We start from the raw sequence: 14721 nt of genomic DNA, 5'->3' as shown, positions 1-14721 counted from the left end.
AGCAGACATAATCGCTGATCGGAATCCACAAAGATAAGCAGCGGAAACCCACCCGCAGAGCCGCCGGGCCGGGAACCGCCAGACAGAAGGTCGATGATGACTTCATTAACCAAAACGTCCTCCGGACTCGGCGAGCTTGGAGACCGCACGCTCCGCAAAGTCCGCCGCCGCGTCATGCCGCTGATCGTGCTCCTGTACTTCATCGCATACCTGGACCGCAACAACGTCGGCTTCGCCAAGCTGACCATGAGCGAGGACATCGGCCTGACCGCTGCTGCCTACGGTCTGGGTGCGGGCATCTTCTTCCTCGGCTACGCACTCCTGGAAGTACCCAGCAACGCCGGGATGTACAAGTTCGGCGCCCGCAAATGGCTGGCCCGCATCCTGATCACGTGGGGCATCTTCGCCACGGCCATGGCCCTGGTGAACGGTGAAACCACCTACTACATCATCCGGTTCCTGCTCGGCGCCGCCGAAGCCGGCTTCTTCCCGGCCATCCTCTTCTACCTGACCCTGTGGTTCCCGGCCGCGCAGCGCGTCACCGTCCTGGGCATCTTCATCCTCGCCCAGCCCATCTCCAACGCCCTCGGCGCCCCGGTGTCCGGCCTCCTGCTGCAGATGGACGGCATCTGGGGCCTGCACGGCTGGCAGTGGCTGTACATCATCGAAGGCATCCCGGCTGTCCTGCTCGGCCTGCTGACCCCGATCCTCATGACGGACCGCCCCCGCGACGCCAAGTGGCTCAACGCCGATGAGCGCGAATGGCTGACCAACACCATGGACGCCGAACTCGCAGCCAAGTCCAAGGGCGGCAACCACAACTTCCTGGCTGGCCTCAAGGACAAGCGCACCGTTGTTTACTCTGCCCTGTACTTCGGCCTCGTCTGCGGCATCTACGGCCTGGGCCTGTGGCTTCCCACCATCGTGGCCGCCCTGGGTGACTTCTCCACCGCGCAGGTCGGATTCATCGTCCTGGTTCCGTACTCCATCGCAGCAGTCTTCGTCTACTTCTGGAGCAAGCGCGCCGACAAGACCGGCAAGCGCGCCTGGCACACCTCCGTCAGCATGGTGCTGGCAGGTCTTGGACTCCTCTCCGCCGGTTACCTCCTGCAGGTCAACCCCGTCCTGGCACTCATCGCCCTGACCGCAGCGGCCATGGGCATCTACGGAGCCATCGCCCCGTTCCTCTCCATGCCGTCCGCCGCCCTCACCGGCGCGGCAGCCGCTTCCGGCCTCGCCCTGGTCAACTCGCTGGGCAACCTTGGCGGCTTCGTGGCCCCGTACGCCGTCGGGATCCTGAAGGATGCCACCGGCAACAACCAGAGCGGCCTGCTGTTCCTCTCCTTCTGCCTGTGCGTCACGGCTGTGGCCACCTACCTGTATGCCCGTAAGCGCCCCGAAGGCGATGCGGCACTGGACCCGGCAGTCAAGGTCACCGCAGACGTCCCGGCCAACCGCTAAAGACCCATCCGAGAACCACCCGAAGGAATACCCGCAATGAGCTCAACCACCCCCTTCCCCGCAGAACGCACCGTTGTGCTGACCGGCGCGGCATCCGTCCGCGGCATTGGCCGGGCAGCGGCTGACCGCATGGCCAGCGAGGGCTGGTCCATCGCAATCCTGGACATCAACGCCGAGGACGCGAGGGCCGCCGCCGCGGAGATCGGGTCGAACCGTGCCGTGAAGGCGATCGGCGTCGGAGCAGACGTCTCCGACGAAGCATCCGTGGACCGGGCGACCACCGAGATCGAAGAGTCGATGCCGCCGATCGTGGCACTGGCCAACTTGGCCGGCATCAGCTCCCCGACCCCCTTCATGGAGACCACGGTTGCCGAGTGGGACAAGGTCTTCGCCATCAACATGCGCGGCACGTTCGTGGTGTCCCAGCGGGTGCTCAAGGGCATGATCGAACGCAAGCTGGGCCGCATCGTCAGCATCTCCTCCATCTCCGCCCAGCGCGGCGGCGGCACCTACTCCAAGGTGGCCTACAGCGCCTCCAAGGCCGGCATCATCGGCTTCACCCGTGCCCTGGCCCGCGAAGTCGGCGAGTTCGGCGTGACCGTGAACGCGATCGCCCCGGGCCCGATCGACACCGACATCATGGGCGGAACCCTGACCGAGGAGCGCAAGGCCCAGATGTCCGAGGGCATCATGATGGGCCGCGTGGGCACCCGCGAGGAAGTGGCTGCGCTGATCTCCTTCCTGCTGGGTGCGGACTCGGGCTACATCACCGCCGCGACCTACGACATCAACGGCGGCCTCCAGGTCTCCTGACCTGGTTTCTTAGCCGTTGGATTTTCCCGAAGTGCCCCGCCGGTCTCCCGGCGGGGCACTTCGCTTTTGGGCCCTGTGCGCTCCCGGCACCGCATTAGGCTAGGCATCATGAACCCCTCCGGCAGCCTGAACCCCAGCCCGCGGACCCTTGAGGTGGACAGCGTCGCCAGGTTCGACCGGCTGGTGAGCGCCGGGGCCACGGCGATGCACGGCTGGCACGCGCAGTCGCTTGATCTCCGCGGACGGGGCACTGCCTTGGCTGCCCTGGACGCCGAGGGGGCGATTTTCCTGGGCTGTACGTTCGACCCGGGCGTGGAGGCGTCACTCCGCAGCCGGGGTGCCCTGATTTTTCCAAAGCTCACCGGCGTTCCTTTCAACCCGTACCGGGCCGGGCTTTACACTCCGCAGGAGCTGTACGCAGGCATCCTTGACGGGCCGTACGAGAAAACCCCGGACGCTTTGGTCTATCAGTGGAGCATGCGGCCAGGCCAACGGCACCGCCTCGATTCCACCCTGGCGGCAGCCCTGCACGATCACGCCGTCGGGGACTCCCTGGAGGAATTTGTCCGCACCCTCAACAGCGGCGGCCGTTCCATCGTCGGGGTCATGGGCGGCCATGCCCTGCAGCGGGGGACCACCGGCTTCGCCGCCGCGGCCCTGCTGGGACGGCTCCTGGCCCGCCGCGGCCATCTGGTGGCTACCGGCGGAGGCCCCGGCGCCATGGAGGCCGCGAACCTGGGTGCCTACCTGAGCACCGCCAGCGACGCCGACTTCCAGGACGTGCTCCGTGACCTGGCAGCCGTTCCCGGCTTCCGTCCCTCGGTGTCCGCCTGGGCACGTGCTGCGGCAGCCGCCGTCGAGCGCTTTCCGGCCGGGACCCCTTCCCTGGGCATTCCCACTTGGTTTTACGGGCACGAGCCGCCCAACTATTTCGCCACCCACATCGCCAAGTACTTCGCCAACGCCGTCCGCGAGGCCATCCTCCTGGAGGTCTGCAACGGAGGGATCGTGTTCCTGCCCGGCGCCGCGGGTACGGTCCAGGAGATCTTCCAGGACGCCTGCGAGAACTACTACGGCGTCCCGGAGACCATGACCCCCATGGTGCTCGTGGGCAGGGAACACTGGGAGCAGAAATTTCCGGCCTGGCCCATGCTGCAAAGCCTCGCCGCGGGCCGGGCCATGGAGCAGCGGATCTTCCTGGTGGACAGCGTGGACGAGGCGCTCGCGGTCCTCGGCGGGTAAACCGGCGGGCCGGGTGAACGGGCTGCGCCGGCTTACAGGTCCTTGCGGCAGGGTGCTTTGCCCAGCCGATACAGGCCGTTCAGGTCGCCGGCCGCCAGGCCCTCCGGCGAGCCGATCTCCGGGTACATGAGCTGGAAGGGGTCGTTCACGTGCTCCAGCCCCATCACGTGGGCCAGTTCATGGAGGATGACGGCACTGGCGTAGGAGGTACCGTCCGGGCGTCCCAGCTCCACAGCCATTTGGGGTGCATCCAGTTCCAGGCTCCCGGTGACATAGCTCTGGGGCCCGTTCCCGTAGCTGTACAGGGTGCTGCCGCCAGTGCCGATGACCTTGCCGCCCAGCTTCGGGGCCACCTCCGGCGTGGTCCAGCTGATGAGCAGGGGTGCCCAGCGGTCGCCGTATTTTTCGGGCTGGTACGGGGCGCGCCGGGCCGACGGCTGCTCGTCGGTGACGCCGTCGTTGACGAACTGGATGCCGGTGGCGCGGGAGATGGCCTGGATCGCTGCCGGAACCAGGCCTGCAGCACCTTCCGGGGCAAGCCTGGCATCCACCACGTAGTGCAACGGGCGGCACGGCGAGTAGCCCACGGGGGAGCCGTCGGCGTTCACGGCCAGAAACTTGAACGACTTGCTGGGCTTCGGGGGCGCCTGCGGCCGGCCCAGGGGAGTGGCTGCCTCCCCGAGGCCCGGCGGGGGCGCGCCGGCGGCAGCGCCCGTGCCTCCGGGCACACCGGCCTCCGCCCGCCTCGGCTGCGGGCTTGGTCCGGCTTGGGCAGGTACCGCGGACGGGTCTTGTTCCGTATGGTCGTGCCCTGCCTGGTCCTGGCCGGTGTCCTGCTGCTGGACGTCCTGCGGGGCATCCTCCTGCCGGGACGCGGACGGATCCCCGGAACCGATGCGGAAGTTCAGAGCGCCGGCAAAACGGGGGTCGCCGTAGGCCATCCCCGCTGCGAGGAATGCGGCACAACCGAGGGCAGCGAGCACGACCAGACTGCGGATGAACCTTGCCGCTGCCGTGGCCGGGCCGGAATGGCGCGGCCGGTGCCGGTGTCTGGGCTGGCTGTTTCCCGGATCCTGACGCTCCACTGCACCCCTTTCGCGGCATTCTCCTGCCACGCCGCCCCCACCACGGAACCGGGCGCGGGGCAAACAAGGCAACAATCACTAAGCAAGCTTACTTTACAGTTCCGCCCGCCAGGCCGGTAAATTGGCCGAAATGCCGGTGAGTCAGGCTATGACGGCGCCGAATACCATTCCCAGGAGGTACGTGACGCCGGCTGCTCCGAGCCCGATGGCGAGCTGCCGCAGGCCGCGGGTCAGCGGCGACGTGCCGGACAGCAGCCCGACAGTCCCGCCGGTGGCCAGCAGTGCGACGCCCACCAGGACTGCCGCCACGATGAGGGCACTGACTCCGGTCATGCCGAAGATAAACGGAATGATGGGCACGATCGCGCCCGAAGCGAAGAAGCAGAAGCTGGACAGCGCGGCGCCCCAGGCCGTGCCGACGGCTTCGTGCTCGTCCTCGGTCTCGGGCAGTTCAGGATGCAGCGAGAGGCTGGGATCGCAGTCGCACGTGAAGAGGCCCATGCGCTCGGCCACCCGGTGTTCGGCAGCCTCCCGGGACATGCCGCGCGCCAGGTACACCAGCAGGAGTTCGTTGTGCTCAATGTCCAGCTGCGGCGCCGCCACCAGCGTCACCTGGGTGGGGCGGGTCGCGTCGAGGAGCTCCCGCTGGGAACGGACGGACACGAATTCGCCCGCGCCCATGGAGAACGCGCCGGCCAAAAGCCCGGAGATGCCACTGAGCAGGACCACGCCGCTGCCAACGCCCGTGGCGGCCATGCCCATCACCAGCGCGAGGTTGCTGACCAGGCCGTCGTTGGCTCCGAAGACAGCGGCGCGGAACGTGCCGGCGAGCCGGTTGCGGCCGCGCGTTGCCAGCCCCCGGACCACTTCCTCATGAATCTGCTCGTCGGCCGCCATGGCCGGGGTGGCCGACGGTTCCTTGGTGTAGGGGGAGCGGCCCTCGGCCCGCTGCGCCAGCGCGAGCACAAACACCGAGCCGAAGTGCCGGGCGAGGAAGCCCAGCAGGCGGCTGCGGAAGGAGGCGTGCCGGGGCTTGCCGGCATGCTCCCCGAGCAGCTTCAGCCAGTGGGCTTCATGCCGGCCCTCGGCCTCGGCCAGGGCCAGAAGGATGGCGCGCTCTTCGCCGGAGCGGTTTTGGGCGAGGTCACGGTAGACGGCAGCCTCGGCCCGTTCGTCCGCGAGGTACTGGCGCCAGCGCTTGATGTCGGCGGGGCTGGGTTCCGGGCGGGATGCCTGGGCACCGGCGGGAAGGCGGTTGGTCGAGCCGGGCGCGTCGCCGGTGGTGTGGGGGTCAGATTTTGCGTGCTGAGACACGGGAACTCCTGGGTAGATGGGACGGATGCGGCCCCATTGCATCGCCCACTTTACCCCGGAATTCCGCGGATTTTCGGCCGGTAAGCCTTAGCCGGAAGTTTAGGGAAACCTCAATAACCCTGTCTGCGGAGGCAATCCCGCCTGCCTGCCTGAACGCCCTTGACCCCCTGCACCGGCGGTGATCTGATGAAAATGTGCCGCGCCGACGGCGGGGTATTGAAGTAGTCCAACCACACGGAGGTCTGCCTGATGAACACCAACGGAACGCACCCCGAGCCGGACACCCGCATCGACTCCGATCCCGCCTACGACTTTGCCGAGGACGCGCCGGTGGAAGACTGGGACGCGGAAGACGAATTCCTTGATTCCGAGGAGCGGGTTGTTCCCGGCAACTCCGAGGCAGCGGACGGCGACGAACGGGTGGTTCCGCTGGACGCGGACGACGAGTTTCGTGCGGACGAAGGCTACGAAGCCTAAAGCGCCTTCTAGCGCTGATCCTTTCCGTCCCGCTTTAGCCCAACTCGTTAAACCCCGACGGCGGTGCCTCCCCGCGCTGGGAGGCACCGCCGTCGTCGTGCTTGTACTTAATCTGCCAGCGGCAGATCACCGGACGCTTTACAGGGAGCCGGCCGAAACCGGCACCTCCTCGGTGTCCTTGCCGGTGACCCGAAGGAACCAGCGGTTCATGACCGCGGGGTCCGTGGGCTTGGTCAGCAGCGACACTGCAACGTAGACCACTGCCGAAGCGATCAGGCCGTAGTAGATCGGCTCGTTGGCGAAGACGCCTTCCAGCGGTGCCTTGGCATTGATCTCCAGAACGATCATGGTGCCGAGCGTGACGACGGAACCCACGGCCATGGAGGCAGCAGCGGCGATGCCGGTGCCGCGCCTCCAGACCAGGCCGCCGAGGATGGCCACGAGCAGGCCGCCCACCAGGATGTCGTAGGCGATGGTCAGGGCCGCGACCACGTCCTTGGTGATGATGGCGATCAGGATGGCCACAATGCCCAGCCCGAGGACCCACATGCGGTTGGCCTTGACGTCGTGCTCGGGGTTGTCGGAGTCGTCGGTGTTGATAGTCTTGCCGAACCAGCCGGCGACGAAGGGCAGGACGTCGGCGCGGGCCACGGTGGCGGCGGCGATCAGGGCACCTGATGCGGTGGACATCATGGCTGCGACGGCGGCGGCGAGCACCAGACCGCCGATGCCGATGGGCAGCAGGTTCTGTGCCACCTCGGCGTAGACGACGTCCTTGCCCTCGGTGGCGACATCGATGTTTGGCAGCGCCACCCTCGCGCCGAGGCCGATCAGCGCGCCGGCGGCGCCGTACAGGATGCAGTAAATGCCGGCGGTGGCACCTCCCCAGCGGGCAACCCGCGGCGTCTTTGCCGTGAACACGCGCTGCCAGATGTCCTGGCCGATCAGCAGGCCAAGGGTGTAGACCACGAAGTACGTGATGATCGTCTGGACGCCGATGCCGTCAATCTGGAAGAAGCTGGCCTCCACCCGGCTGCGGATGCCGTCAATGCCTCCTGCGGCGTTGAGCGTGAAGGGCAGCATGAGGACGAAGATGCCCACAGTCTTGATGACGAACTGGACCTGGTCGGCCAGGGTGATGGACCACATGCCGCCGATGGTGGAGTAGACCAGTACGATCGCGCCGCCGATGGCGATGGCCAGTGCGCGGTCCCAGCCGAACAGCACCACGAAGATGGTGGCGTATGCGCCGGTGGAGGTGGCGCACAGCATCAGGGTGTAGGCGAGCATGACGATTCCGGAGGTCCGGGTGGCCTCGCTGCCGTACCGCAGGGACAGCATCTGGGAGACGGTGTAGATCTTCAGCTTCTGGATGGTGCCCGCGAACAGCAGGCTCAGCAGCAGGACGCCGGCGCCGATCGCCACCACGAGCCACATGCCCGAGATGCCGAACTTGTAGCCCAGGCCGACGCCGCCGACGGTGGAGGCGCCGCCCAGAACCACGGCTGCCATGGTTCCCGTGTAGAGCAGCGGACCCAGGCGGCGGCCGGCCACGAGGAAGTCGCTGTTGTTTTTGGTGCGGGACTTGCCCCACCAGCCGAAGGCCAACATCGCGGCCAGGTAGGCCACCACGATGGCGATATTGACGAAACTTGCGTCCATGATTGGGGGATCCTTGGAGCTTTGGCAGCTTACGGACCGGTCCTGGAAACGGGGCCTCCGGGACGGCGCTGCATTGAACGGAAATCTGGGGAAACGCTGGGTTCCTTGGTGTGCCTCTCCTCGTGGGAGTTGTTCCACAAGCAACACATGTTGCATAAAAGCGTAGGCTGTGATTCCAGTAACAGTCAAGACGCAAAGCCCGCAAGGCGCGCCTGGCCCGCGTCACAGAAGGGCCAGGCCGATAATATGGCTCCAATGTTGGGGCCGTGCGGCCGGCCGTGAAAGGTTCGTAAATGAAGGCACTTCCAGTTGAGCCGAGCAATGTTCCCGTTGCCATCGGTTCAAGAATCCGTGCCGCGCGCCAGTCCCAGCGGCTCACCATCGAGCAGGTGGCCGACGCCACCGGATTGACCAAAGGCTTCCTGAGTCGAGTGGAGCGCGACCTGACCTCGCCGTCGGTGGCCTCGCTCGTCACGCTGTGCCAGGTCCTGTCGATCTCCATTGGAGACCTGTTTGCCGCGCCCGAAACGCACCTGACCAAACGCGATGCGGGGCCGCGCATCTCCCTCGGCGGACAGGGCATCGTCGAGCGGCTGCTGACCGCCCGGTCCGAGCGCCGCGTGCAGATCATCCAGGCGGTTATCGACCCCCGGGGCCGCGGCGAATCAGAGCTCTACGCCGTGGACTGCGATGTCGATGTCCTGCACGTGATCAAAGGGACCATCAAGCTCATCCTCACCAATGAGGAGTACGAACTGACCACCGGTGACACCGTCACCTTCCCCGGGCGGGAGCCGCATACCTGGGTCAACCCCACCGATGAGTCTGTCGAAGTCCTCTGGGTGCTGGTGCCGGCCGCCAGCCGGTAGGGCTTTCGGTTGATGCCCGGGCCCGCATGTCTGCTGTGGGGCCCGGGTTTTTTATGCCCCGGCTTCGAGGCCTGATGTAAACAGCCGGTGCACATTGGGCAACTTCGAGTGTATGATGGCTGTCACAACCCACCCTCGACATTCAATCCTCGAAGGAGAGGCGTTCCTTTGGAAGAGCTGCGCATCGAAGCCAACGGCAACCTTGGCCCCATCGATTCATCCCGTATTCCCCGCTACGCCGGGGCCGGCACCTACGCCCGCCTGCCGCGCCTGGACCAGGTGGCGAAGTCCGACATCACCGTGGTGGGCGTGCCCTTTGACTCCGGGGTCTCCTACCGGCCCGGTGCCCGTTTCGGCGCCAACCACGTCCGCGAGGCCAGCCGGCTCCTCCGCCCGTACAACCCGGCCTGGGATGTCAGCCCCTTCGAGAACTGCCAGGTGGCCGACGCCGGTGACATGGCCGTGAACCCGTTCAACATCAACGAGGCCATCGAAACCATCCAGCAGAACGCCCTCGATCTGACGGCGGCCGGCAGCAAGCTGCTCACCCTCGGCGGCGACCACACCATCGCGCTGCCGCTCCTGCGCGCCGCCGCCGAGCGGGCCGGCGGCCCCATCGCCATGCTGCACTTCGACGCCCACCTGGACACCTGGGACACCTATTTCGGTGCGGAGTACACCCACGGCACGCCGTTCCGCCGTGCCGTGGAGGAGGGCATCCTTGATACGGAGGCCATCAGCCACATCGGCACCCGCGGCCCGCTGTACGGGAAGAAGGATCTCGACGACGACCACCGCTTCGGGTTCGGGATCGTCACCTCCGCGGACGTTTACTACCAGGGCGTGCTGGAGACGGTGGCCAAGGTGCGGGACCGGATCGGAAACCGGCCGCTGTACATCTCCGTCGACATCGACGTCCTGGACCCCGCCCACGCCCCGGGAACCGGCACGCCGGAAGCCGGCGGCATCACCAGCCGTGAACTGCTGGAGATCATCCGCGGTTTCCGCGGCATGAACCTCGTGGGCGCCGACGTCGTCGAAGTGGCCCCGGCCTACGACCATGCCGAGATCACTGGTGTTGCTGCAAGCCACGTTGCCTACGAACTTGTCACCCTCATGGCGGACAACACCGTAGCCGGCGACCGCTTCGGCGCCGAGACCGGCTATGCTGCCCAGGCGCTGGGCCGGGAAGTCCGGCGTCCTGCAGGGTTCGCGGCAGCCTCCCCGGCGCCGGCCGACAACGGTACTGTCCGCGCCGCCGTAGGCTCCAAATGACCGGCACCGAACCCGGCGCTGCCTCGGGATCAGGCTCCGGGGAGGGTGTGCGCAATGGCGGGGACCTCGTCGTCGAAACCCTCGAGGCGCTCGGCGCCAAGACGGTGTTCGGCATTCCCGGCCAGCACGCGCTGGGTCTCTTCGATGCGATGGGCCGGGGCAACCTGAAGTTTGTGTCCTCCCGAGTGGAGAACAACAGCGCCTTCGCCGCCGACGGCTACTCGCGCGCCACGGGGGAGGTGGGCGTGCTCTTCCTGTCCACCGGGCCGGGCGCACTGACCTCGCTCGCCGGGCTGCAGGAGGCCTATGCCACGGGTGTGCCCATGGTGGTGGTTGCCAGCCAGATCCCGCTTGAGGGCCTGGGCGCGCGGCGGAAGGGCATGCTGCACCAGCTGGATGATCAGAAGGCGTCAGCTGCCAACGTCACCAAGAGCCAGCGCCTGATCCAGCATGCCTCGGGCATTCCGTCCGCCATCCAGGACGCCTGGACCGAGGCGATCTCCTCGCCCCAGGGGCCGGTGTGGCTGGAAATCCCCCAGAACGTGCTGCTGGACCCCATCGTGGTGCCGCCCGTCGAGGACGCGCTGGCCGAAGCAGCGGACAACCCGCCGCGCGTCGAGCTGGTTCGGGAAGCGGTGAAATGGCTGTCGGCGGCGGAGCGTCCCGCCATTATCGCCGGCGGTGGAACCCGCCGCGGCCGGGCGGAAAAATCGCTGCTCTCGATCGCGGAAAAGCTCCGTGCCCCCGTCATCTGCACGCCCGGCGGCAACGGCGCCTTCCCGTGGAACCATGAACTGTCGCTGCAGTCGTGGATCGAGGACCGGCACATGACGGACCTCCTGGAGGACGCCGACGTCCTGGTGGTCATCGGCTCCTCGCTGGGCGAGGTCACCTCCAACTACTTCACGTTCGAACCGCGCGGCCGCATCATCCAGATCGACGCCGAACCGCGCGTCCTGGAATCCAACCGCCCAGGCCTGGGAATCCGCGCCGACGCCGGACAGGCGCTCGCGGCCCTTGACGCTTCCCTGTCGGCCCCGGCCGAACCGCGGGTTGACTGGCACGGCATCTCTCCCGAGGACTTGGTGCGGGAGTCACTGCGCAAGGTGCGGGAGCGGCTGGAGTCGCAGGACCTGGCCAAGGAACTGAAGTTCATGGCCGACATCCGCGAGGCGGTTCCGGCGGACATGCAGACGTTTTGGGACATGACCATCTCGGCGTACTGGGGTTGGAGCTGCTGGGACGCCCGCGAGGGCCAGTTCCATTCCGCCCAGGGCGCCGGCGGCCTCGGCTACGGCTTCCCGGCGGCGATCGGCGGGGCCGTGGGCCTGGAAACCGTGGGCAAGTCAGCGGCCTCAGCCCGGGTGCTCGCCGTCTCCGGCGACGGCTCGGCCATGTACTCCATCGCCGAACTCGCCACCGCGAAGCAGCACAACGTGCCGGTCACCTGGCTGATCGTGGACGACGGCGGCTACGGCATCCTGCGCGAATACATGGTGGGCGCCTTCGGCAAGGCGACGGCCACCGAACTCGCCCGCCCGGACTTCGTGAAGCTGGCCGAATCCTTCGGCGTTCCCGCCACCCGGGTTGCCCCGGAAAACGTGGGGGACGCGCTCAAGGCCGCCTTCACCGCGGACGGGCCCAACGTCGTCGTGGTTGAAACGCTGCTGAAGATGTTCGCCCCGACCCACCTGGACACCTGACCCTTCGACCACCTGACACCCCCACCCAGCGCGAACGTACAGTTGTGGCCCCATTTCCACCCGGATTTGGGGCCACAACTGTACGTTCGCGCTTCTGTCATTTAAAGGGGACCGCGGGCAGCACCCATTACTTAGTTTCCTAAAGCAACCATTTATTGCTATAGTTGCCTAAGGCAAGCAATGAGGGGTTTTCCACTATGGCAGTTGCACCTAACACGGCCGCCGAACTCATGCGGCAGATCTTCGACCTCCAGCGCGCCGTGCGGTGCGTGACCGTCTCGACCTCCCGTGGTCTGGAAGCCGGTGTTGCGCTGCAGGGCGTCCTGCGGTTCGTGGGGGAGCAGGAATCGCGCGCCACCCACCTCGCCGCACGGCTGGGCGTCAGCGCGCCGGTCCTCAGCAGGCACATCGCAGAGCTCGAGGAACTCGGTCTGGTGCACCGCCGGCCCGATCCCGACGACGGCCGGGCGCAATTGGTGGCCCTCACCGACGCCGGCCGCGCGAAACTCATCGCCATCGAGGAGCACCGCGTCGCCACGCTGCAGGAATTCCTGCGGGACTGGAGCCAGCAAGACGCCGAGGAGACGGCGAAAGTACTCCACAAACTCTCGGAGTCCCTTAGGGAATCCGCCCGGGCCACGGCGGCCGGGCCGAACACAACCACCAAACGCAAGGAGCACATCAATGGCTAGCCACGCCGCCGTCTCCGGGACGGCCACGCCCCGGCCCCCGGCCCACACGCCAGAGGCGCCTATGACGCACCGGCAGATCATGGAGGCCCTGACCGGGCTCCTCGCCGCCTTCTTCACCGCGATCCTCAGCAGCACCATCGTGGCCAACGCGCTGCCCACCATCATGTCCGAGCTCAAGGGCACGCAGACGGACTTTGCGTGGGTCATCACGGCGGCGCTGCTGGCCAACGCGGCCACCACACCCATCTGGGGCAAGCTCGCTGACCTGTTCGACAAGAAGGTCCTCGTCCAGCTCAGCATCGTGATCTTTGTGGCGGGATCGGTAATGGCCGGCCTGTCTGAAAACATCCCGCTGCTGCTGACGGCCCGTGTTGTCCAGGGCATCGCCATGGGCGGCCTTACGGCCCTGGCCCAGGCGATCATCGGTTCCATGATTCCGCCGCGCGACCGCGGAAAGTACTCCGGCTACATGGGCGCAGTCATGGCCGTCGGCACCGCCGGCGGGCCGCTGCTGGGCGGCTTCATCGTCGACAGCCCGCTGGGCTGGCGCTGGACGTTCTTCGTCTGCGTGCCGCTCGCCGTCGTCGCCCTGATCCTGCTCCAGATCACGCTGAAGATCCAGCACGTCAAGCGGCCGGCCAGGATCGACTGGCTCGGATCCATCCTCCTGACCTCCGGCGTCAGCCTTCTCCTCATCTGGGTGTCGTTCGCCGGCAACCCCGACTACTACGACTGGTGGTCCTGGCAGTCGCTGCTGATGGTGGGCGGCGGCGTCGTGCTCCTGGCGCTGCTGGTGGTGGTCGAATCCAAGGTTCCGCAGCCCATCATCCCGCTCAAGATCATCTCCGAGCGCACCACGGCCCTGGCCATCTGGGCCTCCGTGGCCGTGGGCGTGGCGATGTTCGGCTCCTCCACCTTCCTGGGCCAGTACTTCCAGGTGGCGCGCGGCGCAACACCCACCGAGGCCGGCCTGCTGACCTTGCCCATGATTGCCGGCAACCTGATCGGCTCCGTACTCTCCGGGCAGCTGATTAGCCGGACGGGCAAGTGGAAGCGCTACCTGATCGCCGGCTCCGTGCTGCTGATCGCCGGGCTGGGTCTCGCCGGCACCATGGACCACACCACGGAACTGTGGCACTCCGGAGTCTTCACGGCCATCCTTGGCCTCGGGCTCGGCATGCTGATGCAGAACCTCGTCCTGGCCGTGCAGAACACCGTCAGCGCCAGCGACATCGGCACCGCCAGTGCATCTGTGGCGTTCTTCCGCTCCGTGGGCGGCGCGATCGGCGTGTCCGTGCTGGGCGCGGTCATGAGCAACCGGGTCAAGGAACTGGCCACGCAGGGCCTCGCCGACGCCGGAATCAAGGCCGGCTCGGGCTCGTCCGGGGCCAGCCTCGACCTGGTCCACATGCCTGCCCCGATCCGGGACATCATGCGGGCCGCCTACGGTGACGCCACGGCCGAGATTTTCCTGATCGCCGGCGCCATCTCTGTGGTTGCCCTCCTCGCTGTGCTCCTGATCAAGGAACAGCCGCTGCGCCGGACCGTGGACATCCGGCCGGACGCGGCTCCGGATTCTGCCGACGGCGGTTCAGGGGACGCTGCCCCGGTTTCCGGTGCGGCTTCTGACCCGGTTTCCGGGCTCGCCGCGGCCGACTATTCCGACGACGACCTTGAGCGTGAGTTCGCCGAGGTGCTGAACCGCCAGCTGGCCGGCAATGCCAAGGCGGCGTCCTATCCCGCCCGGCAGAGTATGCCGGAACCCGTCCTGCCCATGAATGAACCGCCGGCGCGGGCGCGGACCTTGCTCGCCGAGATGCACAGCCGGCCTGCGGACCTGCTTCCCCTTATCCAGGAAACGCAGGGGCTCCTCGCGGAGCAGCAGCTTCAGCTCGCCAAGGCCCTGAACACCGTTGCACTGCAGGCGGAGCAGCAGCGGCTGGTCGCGCAGGAGCAGGCCCGGGTGGGCGAAGAACTTAAGGCACTGAGCCGGCGGCTGGCCAAGGAACGAAAGCTCCAGAGCGCCGCTGCCCATTACATCGCCTCGCACGGCAAGCACCGGAGCGAGTAACCAATAGCGCGAACGTACACTTGTGGCCCTTGGGAACCGCTTTCCTGGGGCCCCAAG

At 67.1% G+C, this 14721-nt stretch carries 12 protein-coding genes; 9 read left to right on the top strand and 3 right to left on the bottom strand.

Annotation, left to right across the window (positions count from 1 at the left end):
- Nucleotides 1–93: 93 nt before the first annotated feature.
- From BWQ92_RS05825 to BWQ92_RS05815, 3 genes are all read left to right on the top strand, one after another.
- Nucleotides 94–1461: an MFS transporter gene (locus tag BWQ92_RS05825; protein ID WP_442856747.1), complete on the top strand. Its 1368-nt coding sequence runs from the start codon at nucleotides 94–96 to the stop codon at nucleotides 1459–1461.
- Nucleotides 1462–1497: 36 nt separating this feature from the next.
- Nucleotides 1498–2274 (top strand): SDR family NAD(P)-dependent oxidoreductase, encoded by a 777-nt coding sequence (locus tag BWQ92_RS05820; protein ID WP_076798699.1) that lies wholly within the window; start codon nucleotides 1498–1500, stop codon nucleotides 2272–2274.
- A gap of 108 nt (nucleotides 2275–2382) precedes the next feature.
- Nucleotides 2383–3516, top strand: a complete 1134-nt coding sequence (locus BWQ92_RS05815) for an LOG family protein (protein ID WP_076798698.1) — start codon at nucleotides 2383–2385, stop codon at nucleotides 3514–3516.
- Nucleotides 3517–3548: 32 nt separating this feature from the next.
- Here the strand turns inward: BWQ92_RS05815 and BWQ92_RS05810 are convergent, their stop codons facing one another.
- Complete coding sequence (locus BWQ92_RS05810) at nucleotides 3549–4601, bottom strand: matrixin family metalloprotease (protein WP_076798697.1); 1053 nt, start codon at nucleotides 4599–4601, stop codon at nucleotides 3549–3551.
- A gap of 141 nt (nucleotides 4602–4742) precedes the next feature.
- Nucleotides 4743–5915 (bottom strand): VIT1/CCC1 transporter family protein, encoded by a 1173-nt coding sequence (locus tag BWQ92_RS05805; protein ID WP_076798696.1) that lies wholly within the window; start codon nucleotides 5913–5915, stop codon nucleotides 4743–4745.
- 249 nt (nucleotides 5916–6164) lie between these two features.
- Here BWQ92_RS05805 and BWQ92_RS05800 point away from each other — a divergent pair, with 249 nt between their 5' ends.
- Entirely contained in the window at nucleotides 6165–6392 is a 228-nt protein-coding gene (locus BWQ92_RS05800; RefSeq protein WP_076798695.1) for a hypothetical protein, read from the top strand.
- A 138-nt stretch (nucleotides 6393–6530) separates the two neighbouring features.
- Here BWQ92_RS05800 and BWQ92_RS05795 read toward each other — a convergent pair whose 3' ends face one another.
- Complete coding sequence (locus tag BWQ92_RS05795) at nucleotides 6531–8054, bottom strand: sodium:solute symporter (RefSeq protein WP_076798694.1); 1524 nt, start codon at nucleotides 8052–8054, stop codon at nucleotides 6531–6533.
- Between the two features lie 293 nt (nucleotides 8055–8347).
- Between BWQ92_RS05795 and BWQ92_RS05790 the strand changes: the two genes are divergently transcribed.
- The 5 genes from BWQ92_RS05790 to BWQ92_RS05770 all read left to right on the top strand — a co-directional run bounded on the left by BWQ92_RS05790 (nucleotide 8348) and on the right by BWQ92_RS05770 (nucleotide 14664).
- Entirely contained in the window at nucleotides 8348–8923 is a 576-nt protein-coding gene (locus BWQ92_RS05790; RefSeq protein ID WP_076798693.1) for a helix-turn-helix domain-containing protein, read from the top strand.
- Nucleotides 8924–9091: 168 nt separating this feature from the next.
- Nucleotides 9092–10198 carry an agmatinase gene (gene speB, locus BWQ92_RS05785; protein WP_076798692.1) on the top strand — a complete coding sequence of 369 codons (1107 nt, stop codon included), beginning with the start codon at nucleotides 9092–9094 and terminating at the stop codon, nucleotides 10196–10198.
- The gene (locus BWQ92_RS05780; protein WP_076798691.1) at nucleotides 10195–11901 is read left to right on the top strand and encodes a thiamine pyrophosphate-binding protein; all 1707 of its coding nucleotides are present in this window, start codon (nucleotides 10195–10197) and stop codon (nucleotides 11899–11901) included. Before speB ends, BWQ92_RS05780 begins: the two co-directional genes overlap by 4 nt.
- Before the next feature lie 197 nt (nucleotides 11902–12098).
- Nucleotides 12099–12593: a MarR family winged helix-turn-helix transcriptional regulator gene (locus BWQ92_RS05775; RefSeq protein WP_076798690.1), complete on the top strand. Its 495-nt coding sequence runs from the start codon at nucleotides 12099–12101 to the stop codon at nucleotides 12591–12593.
- Nucleotides 12586–14664 carry an MDR family MFS transporter gene (locus BWQ92_RS05770; RefSeq protein ID WP_076798689.1) on the top strand — a complete coding sequence of 693 codons (2079 nt, stop codon included), beginning with the start codon at nucleotides 12586–12588 and terminating at the stop codon, nucleotides 14662–14664. Before BWQ92_RS05775 ends, BWQ92_RS05770 begins: the two co-directional genes overlap by 8 nt.
- The last annotated feature ends 57 nt before the right edge of the window (nucleotides 14665–14721 follow it).

The sequence above is a fragment of the Arthrobacter sp. QXT-31 genome (genome assembly GCF_001969265.1).
Classification (GTDB): Bacteria; Actinomycetota; Actinomycetes; order Actinomycetales; family Micrococcaceae; genus Arthrobacter.
The sequence above is the reverse complement of the archived record's forward strand: the minus strand, read 5'-3'. Positions and strand labels throughout refer to the sequence as shown.

Coding starts and splice junctions, on each gene's coding strand:
- BWQ92_RS05790 (WP_076798693.1), top strand. CDS start 8,348: ATGAAGGCACTTCCAGTTGAGCCGAGCAATGTTCCCGTTGCCATCGGT.
- BWQ92_RS05770 (WP_076798689.1), top strand. CDS start 12,586: ATGGCTAGCCACGCCGCCGTCTCCGGGACGGCCACGCCCCGGCCCCCG.
- BWQ92_RS05775 (WP_076798690.1), top strand. CDS start 12,099: ATGGCAGTTGCACCTAACACGGCCGCCGAACTCATGCGGCAGATCTTC.
- BWQ92_RS05780 (WP_076798691.1), top strand. CDS start 10,195: ATGACCGGCACCGAACCCGGCGCTGCCTCGGGATCAGGCTCCGGGGAG.
- BWQ92_RS05800 (WP_076798695.1), top strand. CDS start 6,165: ATGAACACCAACGGAACGCACCCCGAGCCGGACACCCGCATCGACTCC.
- BWQ92_RS05820 (WP_076798699.1), top strand. CDS start 1,498: ATGAGCTCAACCACCCCCTTCCCCGCAGAACGCACCGTTGTGCTGACC.
- BWQ92_RS05825 (WP_442856747.1), top strand. CDS start 94: ATGATGACTTCATTAACCAAAACGTCCTCCGGACTCGGCGAGCTTGGA.
- BWQ92_RS05815 (WP_076798698.1), top strand. CDS start 2,383: ATGAACCCCTCCGGCAGCCTGAACCCCAGCCCGCGGACCCTTGAGGTG.
- BWQ92_RS05795 (WP_076798694.1), bottom strand. CDS start 8,054: ATGGACGCAAGTTTCGTCAATATCGCCATCGTGGTGGCCTACCTGGCC.